This window comes from Streptomyces sp. NPDC050704, from assembly GCF_040654355.1.
GTDB lineage: Bacteria > Actinomycetota > Actinomycetes > Streptomycetales > Streptomycetaceae > Streptomyces.
This window is the reverse complement of record NZ_JBFAHW010000005.1, coordinates 78,502-91,654: the sequence shown is the minus strand read 5'-3', so window position 1 is coordinate 91,654 and position 13,153 is coordinate 78,502. Positions and strand designations below refer to the sequence as shown.

The 13,153-nt window shown below is 67.0% G+C and carries 12 protein-coding genes and 1 pseudogene; 5 read left to right on the top strand and 8 right to left on the bottom strand.

What is annotated here, in order from left to right:
• Window positions 1-73 precede the first annotated feature (73 nt).
• Window positions 74-1,012, bottom strand: coding sequence for a DUF389 domain-containing protein (locus AB0I18_RS04035; RefSeq protein ID WP_363103783.1), 939 nt, complete (start codon window positions 1,010-1,012; stop codon window positions 74-76).
• Window positions 1,013-1,077: 65 nt separating this feature from the next.
• Window positions 1,078-2,067, bottom strand: coding sequence for a type I pantothenate kinase (gene coaA, locus AB0I18_RS04030; protein ID WP_363103782.1), 990 nt, complete (start codon window positions 2,065-2,067; stop codon window positions 1,078-1,080).
• Between the two features lie 242 nt (window positions 2,068-2,309).
• Between coaA and AB0I18_RS04025 the strand changes: the two genes are divergently transcribed.
• Window positions 2,310-2,582, top strand: coding sequence for a hypothetical protein (locus tag AB0I18_RS04025; RefSeq protein ID WP_363103781.1), 273 nt, complete (start codon window positions 2,310-2,312; stop codon window positions 2,580-2,582).
• Window positions 2,583-2,734: 152 nt separating this feature from the next.
• Here AB0I18_RS04025 and AB0I18_RS04020 read toward each other — a convergent pair whose 3' ends face one another.
• Together AB0I18_RS04020 and AB0I18_RS04015 are read right to left on the bottom strand one after the other, a co-directional pair.
• Window positions 2,735-3,100 (bottom strand): hypothetical protein, encoded by a 366-nt coding sequence (locus AB0I18_RS04020; protein ID WP_363103780.1) that lies wholly within the window; start codon window positions 3,098-3,100, stop codon window positions 2,735-2,737.
• Window positions 3,101-3,182: 82 nt separating this feature from the next.
• Complete coding sequence (locus AB0I18_RS04015) at window positions 3,183-3,629, bottom strand: hypothetical protein (RefSeq protein WP_363103869.1); 447 nt, start codon at window positions 3,627-3,629, stop codon at window positions 3,183-3,185.
• Here AB0I18_RS04015 and AB0I18_RS04010 point away from each other — a divergent pair.
• The gene (locus tag AB0I18_RS04010; RefSeq protein ID WP_363103866.1) at window positions 3,534-4,070 is read left to right on the top strand and encodes a CbrC family protein; all 537 of its coding nucleotides are present in this window, start codon (window positions 3,534-3,536) and stop codon (window positions 4,068-4,070) included. The two genes, AB0I18_RS04015 and AB0I18_RS04010, sit on opposite strands and share 96 nt — an antisense overlap.
• A 107-nt stretch (window positions 4,071-4,177) precedes the next feature.
• Here the strand turns inward: AB0I18_RS04010 and AB0I18_RS04005 are convergent, their stop codons facing one another.
• A complete protein-coding gene (locus AB0I18_RS04005) occupies window positions 4,178-8,470 on the bottom strand; it encodes an RICIN domain-containing protein (protein WP_363103865.1) in 4,293 nt (1,430 codons plus the stop codon).
• 695 nt (window positions 8,471-9,165) lie between these two features.
• Between AB0I18_RS04005 and glmS the strand changes: the two genes are divergently transcribed.
• Window positions 9,166-11,013, top strand: coding sequence for a glutamine--fructose-6-phosphate transaminase (isomerizing) (gene glmS / locus AB0I18_RS04000; RefSeq protein WP_363103779.1), 1,848 nt, complete (start codon window positions 9,166-9,168; stop codon window positions 11,011-11,013).
• Here glmS and AB0I18_RS03995 read toward each other — a convergent pair.
• The 3 genes and pseudogenes from AB0I18_RS03995 to AB0I18_RS03985 form a co-directional block, all read right to left on the bottom strand.
• Window positions 10,974-11,222, bottom strand: a complete 249-nt coding sequence (locus tag AB0I18_RS03995) for a DUF397 domain-containing protein (protein WP_363103864.1) — start codon at window positions 11,220-11,222, stop codon at window positions 10,974-10,976. The two genes, glmS and AB0I18_RS03995, sit on opposite strands and share 40 nt — an antisense overlap.
• Window positions 11,214-11,384: pseudogene (locus AB0I18_RS03990) on the bottom strand (DUF397 domain-containing protein); the annotation flags it as partial. The gene AB0I18_RS03995 and the pseudogene AB0I18_RS03990, both read right to left, overlap by 9 nt.
• A gap of 8 nt (window positions 11,385-11,392) precedes the next feature.
• Window positions 11,393-12,223, bottom strand: a complete 831-nt coding sequence (locus AB0I18_RS03985) for a helix-turn-helix transcriptional regulator (protein ID WP_363103778.1) — start codon at window positions 12,221-12,223, stop codon at window positions 11,393-11,395.
• Window positions 12,224-12,463: 240 nt separating this feature from the next.
• Between AB0I18_RS03985 and AB0I18_RS03980 the strand changes: the two genes are divergently transcribed.
• The gene (locus AB0I18_RS03980) at window positions 12,464-12,883 is read left to right on the top strand and encodes an ATP-binding protein (RefSeq protein ID WP_363103777.1); all 420 of its coding nucleotides are present in this window, start codon (window positions 12,464-12,466) and stop codon (window positions 12,881-12,883) included.
• Window positions 12,884-12,993: 110 nt separating this feature from the next.
• On the top strand, window positions 12,994-13,152 hold the full coding sequence (locus AB0I18_RS03975; RefSeq protein WP_363103776.1) for a hypothetical protein: 159 nt from the start codon (window positions 12,994-12,996) through the stop codon (window positions 13,150-13,152).
• The last annotated feature ends 1 nt before the right edge of the window (window position 13,153 follow it).

Below are 13,153 nucleotides of genomic sequence, written 5' to 3'. Positions count from 1 at the left end.
TGTTGGCGGGCTGCGGGTTCGTTGTGGCTTGTCGCGCAGTTCCCCGCGCCCCTGAAGGGCGCGGGGCGCCCCCTTACGGGGCGTAGCGGCGGCCGCCCTGTCTTGACCAGAGCCACTTCTGGGCGAGGAGGGTGAGGGTGCCGGCGAGGATGATGCCCAGTAGGTTGAGCAGGAGTTGGCCTGTGGAGCCCCAGGTCTGGCTCATGTCGCCGTAGCTGAGGGCCACCGCCGCGTTGGCGGCCGCCGGGACGGTTGTCACGGAGATGGCGACGCCGACCAGGGCGCCCGACTTGGCGGAGGTCAGCGAGAGGGTGCCGGCGGCGCCCGCGAGGACCGCCACGACGAAGGAGAACCAGTCGGGCGCGTAGACGAAGCCTGTGTTGGGCCGCTCGCCCTCCAACAGCCCCTCGGTGAACAGGCCGACGCTGTCCATGAAGAAGCTGAACCCCACGGTCACGACCATCGCCACGGCGAAGCCCACCAGGAGCGCGATCAGCGAACGCGCCGCCAGTCGCGGACGACGCTGCACGACCGACGTACTGAACCCCGCGAGCGGCCCGAACTCCGGGCCCACCGCCATCGCGCCCACGATCAGGATCGCGTTGTCGAGGACCACGCCGCAGGCCGCGATCATCGTGGCGAGGGTGATGAAGGCGATGTACGTGATGGAGAGCGTCGACTCCTCGTGCGTGGCCTCCGCCAGGTGCTCCCACAGGACCGCGTCCGCGCCCTCGCCCGGCGCGTCCGCCTCCGCCTGCTCGGCGCGTTTCGACAGCGACAGGTGGATGTCGTCGACGGCGATCGAGCCGCACTTGTCGATGTCCAACGCCTGTAGCGCGCTGATGAGTTCGTCGCCCGCCTCGCGTGCGACGTCGCACGTCACGATGTCTCCGGCGGGGTTGCGGGCGGCTCCCGGAATAACGACGAGATGGGTGGCGCCGACGGTCTTCTCGATCAGACGGACCACGTCGTCGGTCTTGTCGGCGGGCGTGATCAGGCGCAGGTGCAGCATGGGGGCAGAGTAGCCGTGGCCGGTGACAACTGGTCGACCACAGCTGGTCGATCACCGCTGGTGGATCACAGCTTGCGCAGGCTCAGCCGCTGCACCTTGTGGTCCGGGCCCTTGCGGACGACGAGGGTGGCGCGGCCGCGGGTCGGGGCCACGTTCTCCAGCAGGTTGACCTTGTTGATGGTCCGCCAGGTCGTACGGGCGTAGTCGAGTGCCTCCTCCTCGGAGACCTGGGTGTACTTGCGGAAGTACGAGGACGGGTTCTGGAAGGCCGTCTCGCGCAGCCTGCGGAAGCGGTTGAGGTACCAGCGTTCGATGTCCTCGGCGCGGGCGTCCACGTACACGCTGAAGTCGAAGTAGTCGGCGAGACCGACGCGGGTGCGGCCGTCGCTGCCGGGCAGGGCGGGCTGCAGGACGTTCAGGCCCTCGACGATCAGGATGTCGGGGCGGCGGACGGTGAGCCGCTTGCCGGGCACGATGTCGTAGATGAGGTGCGAGTAGACGGGGGCCGTCACCTCGTCCTTGCCCGCCTTGATGTCCGCGACGAACCGGGTCAGCGCGCGTCGGTCGTACGACTCCGGGAAGCCCTTGCGGGACATCAGGCCGCGGGCCTGGAGCTCCTTGGTGGGCAGCAGGAAGCCGTCCGTGGTGACCAGCTCCACGCGCGGGTGCTCGGGCCAGCGGGACAGCAGGGCCTGCAACAGGCGCGCGACGGTCGACTTGCCCACGGCGACCGAGCCCGCGACGCCTATCACGAACGGCGTACCGGACTGGGAGCCCTTCTCGCCGAGAAAGGTGTTCAGCGCCCCTCTGAGTCCGTCGGTCGCGCCGACGTAGAGATTGAGGAGCCGGGACAGCGGCAGATAGATGTCCCGTACCTCGTCGAGGTCGATGACATCGCCCAGGCCGCGCAGCTTCTCCACCTCCTCGGCGGTCAGCGGGAGCGGCGTCTTCTCCCGCAGCGCGCTCCATTGCGTACGGGTGAGGTCGACGTAGGGAGTCGCCTCCGGCCTGGGCCGGTGGGCGCTCCGCGGCAACGAGGAGACCGGTGAGATCACAGTCCATTGTTACGGGAGTACGAACGGTGTGGCGGGTGGGGTCCGTCACGTCGGTGCGTTCTACACGCGTTGCTGGGTCTGTGTGCGGTCTGTGCTGGGCTTGTGCTGGATCTGCGCTCGGCCTGTGTTCGGTTTGTGCTCCGGTCTGTCCGCAGGTCTGGACCGGGAGGGTCTACGGGGATAGCGTCCGGCCAGCCGGGAGCGAGCCGCCTTCCGGATTTCCGGGGGTGGGGGTGGTCGTCATGACCGTACGTTTCCGTGTGCGTGGGTTAATCAGACGCGGACGCAGAGTGGGGACCGGGGGCGGGGGAGGAACCGGGGCCGGGGTTCCGTCGGCGGACCTGGCGGGGCAGGTGTGCAGCGAGTTGTCCGTGGATCTGCCGGACGAGGACTTGGGGGAGTACCTCAACGACTGCATCGACCTGTACGAGATGGGCAGCAAGCCGCGCTGCGAGGAGGTCGAGTACCTGGGGATGGTGCGGGAGGCGATCGAGCGGATCGAGCGGGGGGAGTAGGTGGGGTGGCTATGTGTGTTGCCGGCCGGGACACACAGGCAAGGGCCGCCAGCGCTGGAGCCTGCTCTCAAAGCCTTTGACGAGCACACGTCCGGCTCGCAGGCCCCATCGACGCTGTACGGTTCGGCGCCGACGAGGCCTGATGGGTGGGATCAGGGCCGGAAGCCCCATACGTGAACCGCAATCCCGTATGTGTGCCCATCCGCTTCTTCGACGTGGAACCGCGCCGAGGCGAGGATTCCCAGAAGGGTGGCCCGCATGCAGGTATGGACGGTTTCGTAATGGCGAATCGCGTGGGGCAGATTCGAAGGATCAAGTTCGCCCGGCGGAATGTTCAGAGCGGCAGCTGTCAGCTCTGCCCCCGTGTTCCATTCCACCAGCACCCCGCCGTCGGCCAGGGGGTTCACATGAACCTCCGCTCCGGGTCGGCCTTCGGACTCGCCTCCGAGGCCGCCTCGGTAAACGGGAATCCCCGCTTGGGCCAGAGCGTGGCAGGCTTCATCGGCCAGTTCTTCCATGTTGTCTCCCGATATGTAGTCGAAGTCGAAACCGTAGCCATTCGGGGAATCCTGGGATGCGTGACTTACCGCTCCCGGTGAGCTATCTCGAAGCGACGCATACGGCCAGTGGATTCATGTCATCCGTGTCCGCGTCGGCGTCCATTCCCGCAGCCTTGAGCAGTCCGATGATTGCCTTTTGCATGTGCTGACTTACGGCTCCAGACTTACGGATTACCTGAGCCTGCATGTCTCCGTCTTGCAGGCTCTTGGCGGCAGCCCGTGTGAGGTCACATTTCCAGTTCACGAAAACTCCCCCCGCCGCGTCCGCGCCGAGGTCCACTGTGACTACCGCGCCTTCCGGTTTCTCTCCTTCATTCTCCAGCCGGAAGGCGGGAAGGCCGACACGTCGGAGCGCCTGGAAGTTGGATTGGTTCCTGTTATAGTAAATTTCGTGAATGGATTGCTTCCAGAGTTCCCGTACCATCCAGATCCTGTCGCCACAGGCGTGATCGTTCCCTCTGGTGTGGCGTGCATCTGCTGCGGTCAAGCGCGTGGGTATATCTACACGGGTCCGGTGTACGCCGTCGAGGATCTCGACGACCAGCTGTGCCCGTGGTGCATCGCCGATGGCAGCGCAGCCGAACGGTTTAAAGCCTCCTTCACCGGCGGCACTCTTGCCGACGACGTGCTACCCGAGGTGTTCTCGGCAGTCGGCACACGCACCCCGGGCTTCACGGCGTGGCAGGAACCTCATTGGTTGTTCCACTGCGGCGACGGAGCCGCATTTATCGGCCTGGCCGGGTCTGGTGAACTCACGGCTTATCCCGATGCGTTGGAGATGCTGCGACAAGAGGCAACCAGTCGGGGCTGGCCTCCGGAGGAGGTCAACCAGTATCTCAGCTCGCTCGACAAGGATGATCAGCCGACAGCGTATCTGTTTCGTTGTAGGGTCTGCGAAAAATACCTCGCATATTCTGACTTCACATGACCCGTCACCCATTCGATTCTCGAAGGCAACAGGGTGCCCCTCCCGCATCATCCGATGCGGGAGGGGCACCGCTATCTGTCATGCATGACCGGCCTTGCGGAAGGTCGTCATTCGAAGTCCTTTGCTCGGTTCTTCCAGTATCGTTGTGACCACTTTCGGAATTCGTTTCGATCGATTCCTGTGGGAATCTTCGTCCCCGACTTCCAGTGCAGCGCACGGCTGTTACTCGAATGGAACGCGGCCGTAACTTCGGCGATCGGTCCTTCTTGCGTCTGGAGCATGTGGTGAAGGTTCAGAGCTTCGTCATCCGCATTCCTTCCGGGCCCTAGGGGAGCCTGGCCGTCTCTCATCCGCTCCAGGTTGCTCCGATTCTTGGGATCGGCAGGTGATGCGTAGGAGGGACGGATGATGTCGTCTCTCTGGTACACCCGCTGGCTTTCGAACTCGGTCAGCCTCCAGAACTTGCAGGGCGGTCCGGCCGTTGCCGCTGCTACGGCTGCTGCCCTCATAAGCCTGGAGGAGCTGGCGACCAGGCAGGCCGCCGCAACGTCGTCCTGGTATGTGGCTACCGTCCTCCCGATGTTGGCGAGGGCGGCGGGGTTGATGTCCAGGGTCTTGAGCGCCTTGTAGGCGTCGGCGACCCCGATCCCGGTCCGCAGTGAGGCGTCGAGAGCCTGGATGCTGTCGACGATGGCTTTGGAGACCTTGCCGCCGAAGACGAAGGCCGCGATGTCGAAGGCGGCCCAGCCGCAGCTTCCCCAGCTTCCGCTCGGGCCACCTGGGGCGACCTTCTCGGCGCATTCGATCCAGTGCCCGAGGAGGATGTCGACCGGATCGATGCCTTGATTGAACTCGGTCATCGAGAGGGTCTTCGTGACCGTCTGCTTCTGAGGTTCGACCGGCTGCGTTCCGAGGAACAACGTCTCCCACGCCGGACATCCCGACTGGGTGGCGGGCAGATCCAGGGCCGTGCAGAGATAGACGTCGATCTCGACCTTGTACCTGATGGTGGCCGTGACCGTGCAGTCGCCGAAGTGGACGATGACGTTGCAGTTTTCTTTCTTGACGTCCTCCGGTTCACCGATGGTCTCGATGCGGTCGACGTAGAAGACGTTGCCGATGCTGCCGACCGACGTCCCCTTCTGGATACTGCTGTTCTTGTCCGCTGTCTCCGTCCGTTCGGCGGCCTTTTGGGCCTCCGTCGCGTACGTGTCGGCGTCCCTCGCCGCCTCTTCGGCTGCGGTTGCCGCGGTGTCGGCGCGGTCGGCTGCGGCGCGGGCCTCCTTGGCGGACTGTTCGGCCTCCGAGGCGGCCGTGCGGGCGGCGGAGGCGTCGAGGGCTGCCTGGTCGGCTGAGTCGCGGGCGTCCTTGGCGTGGCCTTCGGCGCGGCCGGCGGCTCTGTCCGCGGCTGCTGCGTCCTCGGTCGCCTGGCGGTCGTACTCGATCGTGCGGGCCAGTGACGCCGTCGCCTTGGACGCGGCGGTGGCGGCATCGGCGGCGTAGCCGAGGGCTTCCTTGGCGTAGGTGCGGGCGTTCGAGGAATGCGCGGCGGCGTTGGCGGCGTGCTGGTAGGCGGCCTTCGTGTCCCCCGAGGCCTGGTCGGCAAGGGCCTTGGCGGCTGTGGACTCCTCCTGCGCGTTCTTGGCATGGGCATCGGCGACGGCCTTCTGCTGGTCGGCGATCGTCTTCGATGCCTGACCCGTCAGCACGACCAGGCTCGCGGCCGAGTCGGTGGTGACGTAAGGGGAGCCGAGTTGGATCGCGTCGTTCGCCGGCGCGGCAACCTGGGCGGCGGAGCTGCCGGCATCCGCGGCGGCCTGGGCGGTGACATGGGCGAAGCCCGCGGCCTTCGCCGACGCCAGCAGGGCCTTGGCAGTCTCCTTCTTCGCTTCGTTCGCGTGCCCCTTGGCGGTCTTGGCCTTCGCATCCGCGATGTCGGCCAGCTCGACAGCGGTCTTCGCCTCGGCGGCGGCGTGCTTGGAGGCTGCGATGGCGTCCGCCGCGGCGCTGGTCGCGGTCTTCACCGCGGCGTCGGCCTTCAGCTTCGCGGCCTGCGCACCTTCGGCGTGGGCCCGGGAGCGCTTGGCCGCCGCCTCGGCGCGGGTGGCTGCCGCGTCCGCATCAGCGGCCGCCTTCGTGGCGGCGTCGGCCTCCGAACGGGCCCTCGTCGCGGCCGTCTCGGCGTCGTCCGCATGTTTGTCCGCGTCGTTGGCGGCGGTACGGGCGGCGTCTGCCGCCTCGCCCGCCTCCAGGGAATCGGCGTAGGCGCCCTTCGCGTCCGCCTTGGCGCGGGCGGCGTCGGCCTTCTGCTCGGCCTCCCATGCGTCGTCCCGCTTGGCCTTGGCGTTGTCACGGGACTTGACCGCGTCGTTCTTCTTCTCGACCGCGGTGCCCTCGGCGGCTTCCGCCTTCTCCTTGGCGTCCTTCGCCTTCGTCGCCTGGGTCTCGGCGTTCGCTCTGTGTTGGGCTGCCTCGGCCCGCTTGGCCTCGGCGGTCTCCTTTTCAGCCTTGGCCGTCTTCTCCTCGGCCTCCGCCGCGAGCCGCTTGGCGTGGGCGTCGGCGGCAGCCGCCTTCGCGTCACCCTCCGCCTTCAGGGTCTCTGTGAGTTTGGCCTCGGCGGTCTCCTTGTCCTTCTTCGCGTTGTCGCGGTGCACCTTCGCGGCGTCGGCCGCGGCCTTGGCCTGCAGCTCGGCGGTGTGCGCGGCTTCCTTGCGGAACTCGGCCTTCGCCTGCGCGGCCTGTGCGAGTGCGCGTTGCGTGATGGTCAGGCTGTCGCCGCCGGAGGCACGGGTGGCGGACTCGGCGGTCTCGCCGGCCTTCACCATCGCCTCAAGGGCGGCAACCGCACCCTGGGTGACCTGGGCTTTCTGCTGACCGACGAGCAGACCGCGGCCCCGAGGAGCGCCGTTGCCGTCCGCGATGGTGTAGGCAGCCTGCTCAGCGGTGCCCGAGGCGGTGGCCGCCTTCTTCGCGACGCCGAGCTGGGCCTGGAGGACGGCGAGCTGCCTCTTCGCCGCCGTCTGCGCGCCGGTGATGCCCGTCTTGGCCTTGTCGAACTGGGCCTTCGGCGGCACCGTGCCGTTGTTTCCGGACGGCTTGATGTCGAACTGCTGCGGATTCGTGCCGTTGCACCCCCACAGCCACGCGTCCTGGCCGTTGTCGAACTTGTTCAGGTCCAGGCATTTGCCGGTGCCGACGTTCTCCAGGCTCGTGGTGCCGCGAAGGTTGTACTTCCACGTCTGCGCCGGGGAGCTGTTGCACGTCCAGATCTGGATCTTCGTGCCGCTTTCCGGGTTGTTGCTGGACACGTCGAGGCACTTGAGGGAGTTGACGTTCTGCAGGTGCAGGCCCGCGTCGTCGCCGTAGACCTGCCACTTCTGCGCCGCCGAGCCGTTGCACGTGTACAGCTGGACCGGGGTGCCGTCGGTCTTTCCACTGCTCTCGACGTCGAGGCACTTGCCCTTCGCGGCATGGAACTCGATCACCGCCGGAGCGTCGCCGACCGTGCCGGCCCCGCCCGGGGACCAGTAGTCCTGCCAGCGGGCGAGATGGTCGGCGGTCCACGAGTGGCCCAGCAGGTCCCCGAGCGCCTTCGCGCCGGTGGCCAGGGACTTGGTGGCGTCCGTGTTCGCGTTCAGGATCTGGTTGCGCTGGGTCTGCTGGGAGGCAATCTCCTGCTGCCACTCCTGAGCGGCCGCGGCCGACACCTCGTTCAGCGCCTTGTTCGGGTCGATCGGGTCACGCCACGCACACGACGCGAACCGGGACTTCAGATCCTCCACTGCGATGCGGTACTCCGCGGTGTCCGGCTGCGGGGCGGTACGGGGAAAGCCCCCGGAGGTGAGGAAGAGACGGGCGTTGTCCGCGCCCGCGTTCTCGCCCGGGCCTCCGTGCAACTGCTTGAATGCGCTCTGCTCGGCAAGCGCACGATCCCGCTCGTCCGCGGGAAGACCCGGGGCCGGGTCCGCCCCGTAAAGGGGGGCACCCAGGGCGTCGACGGCCTTGAGGGTCTTCTCGTCCGCGGTGGGGGTGGAGTCGACGTAGAAGTCGCCGTCGTCCTTCCAGAACCGGTCGGCGGTCCACTTGGTCAGGCCGGTCTGGCCGTAGAAGTCCTGCTTGCCGTCCCCCGGCGAGCCCGGGGGCCATTGAAAGTCGGTGTCGGTGAAGCCCGCCGGGGTCGTCAGACCGGTGAGGGGCTTCTTCCACCCGTCACGAAGGGCGTGCAGGGCACTCAGTTCCGTGCTCGCTGCGGCCCTGTCCTTCTGGTACGCGGTGGCGAGCGCAGTGTCCTGCCAGCGCTCCCGGTCGGCCAGCGCGTGGAGTTGGTCCGGGGGCCGGTTGAGGCCGTCCTGCGCGGTCGTGGCCATGGACGAACCGCCCAGCCGCAGCACATCGGCCATCAGACACTGGTCCTGCCGCAACTGCTCGGCGGCCGTGTCCACGGACCAGTCATAGGAATCATCACCCGCCGAAATGGCCCCCGCTCCGGCGAACCGGTCGACCAAATCCGGACGGACACCGAGGCCCGCGAGGACCGCTACTGCGAGAAGGAGCGGGATTATCCGGGTGAGACGCCTGGACCGTCTCGGGGTTGGTCTGAGGAAACCTGGGCGTCTGGAACGCAGGGGTCTGGAACGCAAGGGTGTATCCCTCCATCGCGGGGGAGTTGGACCGGAAATCCGCCGACGAGGCTCAGGGAGAGCCGAGGAGGGCTGGGTTACTTGGGCATGACGATGCCCGCCCCTGATTGGACATGTTGTTTCCCCCGGCCGCTCGTGGTCATGAGCGAAGACGGATTGGTCAGATCCGGCTATGTGAGGCTTCAACATAGCCATATGTGATCGGCCTTGAGCAATGGGTTACGTCGATGCCGAGGTGGGGTGGCGTGAAACCTCCTGCCGTCCCAGCGGCTTGCTCCGGAGGTCGCAATCCCCTCACATTCAGGAGTTTCTTGTGAGGGTCCTGTGTCGTAGCGGTAGAGGTGTGGCTGGTGGTGTCAGCGAGGAATGGCTGTTTTCTGACCCTCGGCCGGGATTTCCGATTTCGGGCACGCGGTGCCGGACTCGGGCGGGCGGTGAACCGTAGGCTGCCGCGCATGTGCGGAATCGTGGGTTATGTGGGGGCGCAGTCGGCGCTCGATGTGGTGGTGGCCGGGCTGAAGCGGCTGGAGTACCGGGGGTACGACTCGGCGGGCGTCGCGGTGCTCGCGGACGGGGGGATGGCCGCCGCCAAGAAGGCCGGGAAGCTGGTCAACCTGGAGAAGGAGCTGGTCGAGCGGCCGCTGCCGGCCGGGTCCACGGGCGTTGGCCACACGCGGTGGGCCACCCATGGCGGGCCGACCGACGCGAACGCGCATCCGCACCTCGACAACGCCGGGCGCGTCGCCGTCGTCCACAACGGCATCATCGAGAACTTCGCCGCCCTGAGGGCCGAGTTGGCGGACCGTGGCCATGAACTGGCCTCCGAGACCGACACCGAGGTCGTCGCGCATCTGCTCGCCGAGGAGTTCTCGGCGAGCGCCGATCTCGCGGAGGCCATGCGGCTGGTGTGCCGGCGGCTGGAGGGGGCCTTCACGCTGGTGGCCGTACACGCGGATGAGCCGGATGTCGTGGTCGGGGCTCGGCGCAACTCGCCGCTCGTGGTGGGTGTGGGGGACGGTGAGGCCTTTCTCGCCTCAGACGTCGCCGCGTTCATCGCCCACACGCGGTCGGCGATCGAGCTGGGGCAGGACCAGGTGGTCGAGCTGCGCCGGGACGGGGTGACGGTCACCGGGTTCGACGGGCGGCCCGCCGATGTGCGCTCGTACCACGTCGACTGGGATGTGTCGGCGGCCGAGAAGGGCGGTTACGACTACTTCATGCTCAAGGAGATCGCCGAGCAGCCGAAGGCCGTCGCCGACACGCTGCTCGGACGGATCGACGGGAGTGGGTCGTTGACGCTCGATGAGGTGCGGATCTCGCCGGGGGTGTTGCGCGAGATCGACAAGGTGGTCGTGGTGGCGTGCGGGACCGCCTTTCACGCCGGTCTGATCGCCAAGTACGCCATCGAGCACTGGACCCGGATTCCCTGCGAGGTGGAGCTCGCGAGTGAGTTTCGGTACCGGGATCCGATCCTGGACGCGCGGACTCTGGTGATCGCCATCTCGCAGTCCGGGGAGACCATGGACACGCTCATGGCCCTGCGGCACGCGCGGGAGCAGGGCGCCAAGGTGCTGGCCGTCTGCAACACCAACGGCTCGACGATTCCCCGGGAGTCGGACGCCGTGCTGTACACGCACGCCGGGCCGGAGGTCGCGGTCGCCTCGACGAAGGCGTTCCTGACGCAGCTTGTGGCCTGTTACCTAGTGGCGCTGTATCTGGGGCAGGTGCGCGGGACGAAGTGGGGCGACGAGATCCAGGCCGTCGTGCGTGACCTGTCCCGGATCTCCCGCGAGGTCGAGCGGGTGCTGGAGACGATGGAGCCGGTACGGGAGCTCGCGCGTTCGCTGGCCGACAAGAACACGGTGCTGTTCCTTGGGCGGCATGTCGGGTATCCGGTCGCCCTGGAGGGTGCGCTCAAGCTCAAGGAGCTGGCCTACATGCACGCCGAGGGTTTCGCGGCGGGGGAGTTGAAGCACGGGCCGATCGCTCTCATCGAGGAGGACCTGCCGGTGGTGGTCGTCGTGCCGTCGCCTCGGGGGCGGTCCGTGCTCCACGACAAGATCGTGTCCAACATCCAGGAGATCCGGGCGCGGGGGGCTCGGACGATCGTGATCGCGGAGGAGGGGGACGAGACGGTCGTGCCGTACGCGGATCACTTGATCCGGATTCCGGCCACGCCGACGCTGCTTCAGCCGTTGGTGGCTACCGTGCCGTTGCAGGTGTTCGCGTGCGAGTTGGCTACCGCCCGGGGGAACGAGGTGGATCAGCCTCGGAACCTGGCGAAGTCTGTGACGGTGGAATGAGCCGCCGTTGTTTTCAGGGCTTCGATGAAGGGGGTGAAGGTGTTGGTCGGGAAGGTGAGGGTGCGGTCGGCCGGGGCCTTTGAGTCGCGGACGGCTATGTGGGTGGGCGAGTTCGCGATCTCCACGCAGTCGTTGCCGTCGTCGGGTCCTGAGTAGGACGACTTTCGCCAGTTCCTGGGGGCGTCGGTGACGGTGGAGTTGGCCTTCAGGGCCTTGACGAAAGTAGTGAAGGCCGCGGTCGGGAAGGTGAGGGTCGCGTAGGTCGGGATCTTGGAGTCGCGGATGGCTATGTGGGTGGGCGAGTTCGCGATCTCCACGCAGGAGTTGCCGTCGTCGGGTCCTGAGTAGGACGACTTCCGCCAGTTGTCCATGGAGTGCCTCACAGCTCTTTCGCCAGCCGGTTGATGAAGTCACGCGACCGTGCGGGGTCGAGTGATACGGCTTCCACCTTACGGAAGCGCGTTCGAAAGGCGCTGAGCTGTGCTTCGGAGTCGATAAAGGCCGAGCCGTGAGGGACATCACGTACCACCGTGTCCAGTTTGGGAACGGGGCCGTCGGCGTACGTCATCGTGCTCGCGGCTCTGGCGAAGCCGTCCAGATCGAAGGGGATGACGCGCACGGTGATGTTGTCCGCTTCGGAGAGCTCTAGAAGCTTGGTGAGTTGAGCCTGGGAGGCGGCGCGGTCGCTGACTCTGATGCGTAGGGCCGACTCGTGGATCACCAACTCGTACGGGATGGTGATCTGCTGGCGCCTCATTCGGTGGTGGACGCGCAACTCAAGTTCTTCATGCGTGAGTTCGGGCACCCGACCAGAGAACACCGCGCGGGCGTAGTCCTCGGTTTGCAGCAGGCCCGGTACGTAGAGGATCGCTACGTCTCGCAGGAACGCGGCGTGGTGTTCCAACTCGACGAGGTCCAGGAACGACGTGGGCAGCAGGCCCCGGTACTCCTCCCACCAGCCGCGTGTCCGGTCGGTGGCCATCGTGACCAGGGTGTCGATGAACTCGTCGTCCGTACAGGCGTAATGCGACGCCAGGCGGCGAAGCCGCTTCTCGCTCACGCCCGCGAGTCCGGACTCGATATGAGTGATCTGGGCGGGGCTCACTCCGAGCAGTGCTGCCGCCTGGCGGGCGTTGAGGCCCGCTGCCTCACGGAGTCTGCGGAGTTCAGTTGCCAGACGCAGCTGTCGTGCCGTTGGTTCGCGCCTCAAAGCTCTCGACCGCTCCTTGGTTCAACGCGCCTACACGCGTGACTCGTTCGGCGTCAGATTACGCGACCGGCTTGCCGTATCTCTAGATTTAGATCTACCGTCAGTGACGCGACGCACACTCTGCGGAACCCGGGACCCCGGAAGCGCACTGCTCCGTCCTGCCATGGCGGCTGCGGCAATGGCACCGCCCGCCACTCCCGCAGATCTCCGAAACCCCCACCACCGAACCGGAGTTGCCGCATGCCCGAAACCGAGATCGAACCCTGGGAATACTCCCTACACATCCCCAACGACCTCCGAGCCGTCACCATCAGTCGCCGCACCCTCCGCCTGATCCTCACCATGCACGGGCTGATCCGCCTGGTCGACGTGGCCGAACTACTCGCGACCGAGCTCGTCTCCAACGCCGTACGCCACACCAAGGGGCCCGCCGCCCTACGCGTGCGCTGGTCGGCGGGCGTGCTGCGGATCGGGGCATGGGATGCCGACCCCGAACCGCCGGAACCGCCACGGCCTTTGGGTCACCTGCTCCTGGACGCGGAGGAGGGGCGCGGGCTCGCCCTGGTCCGTTCCTGCGCCGACTTGTGGGGCTGGCACCCGCTGGCCAGGGAGGGCAACCGGGGCAAGTACGTGTGGTGCGAGTTGGCCGCGGTCGCGTGAACGTTTCGGCGCCCCTCGAAAGGGTGAAGTGGCCGCCGGGTTGCGCTGAGCAGTGGGCCTCAGGGTATGCCGCAGGCCTGGCGAAGGGGCTGGTCAAGGGAACTCTGGCCGTGCTGGAAGTACGGCGGCTTTCCATCTCCGGCGATGTCCGCGAGCGCATCACCACTTGTACGGACCATGCTCGCCTCGACGACTGGCTCGACCGGGCCGCAACGGTCGAGCGAGCGGAGGACCTGTTCAGGACGAGTGCGGAGCTTGACGGGGAATAGG

Excerpts from the sequence above, each read along its gene's own strand:
- AB0I18_RS04035 (WP_363103783.1), bottom strand. The coding sequence starts at position 1,012 with ATGCTGCACCTGCGCCTGATCACGCCCGCCGACAAGACCGACGACGTG.
- AB0I18_RS04025 (WP_363103781.1), top strand. The coding sequence starts at position 2,310 with ATGACCGTACGTTTCCGTGTGCGTGGGTTAATCAGACGCGGACGCAGA.
- AB0I18_RS04020 (WP_363103780.1), bottom strand. The coding sequence starts at position 3,100 with ATGGAAGAACTGGCCGATGAAGCCTGCCACGCTCTGGCCCAAGCGGGG.
- AB0I18_RS04005 (WP_363103865.1), bottom strand. The coding sequence starts at position 8,470 with ATGGCCGATGTGCTGCGGCTGGGCGGTTCGTCCATGGCCACGACCGCG.
- glmS (WP_363103779.1), top strand. The coding sequence starts at position 9,166 with ATGTGCGGAATCGTGGGTTATGTGGGGGCGCAGTCGGCGCTCGATGTG.
- AB0I18_RS03980 (WP_363103777.1), top strand. The coding sequence starts at position 12,464 with ATGCCCGAAACCGAGATCGAACCCTGGGAATACTCCCTACACATCCCC.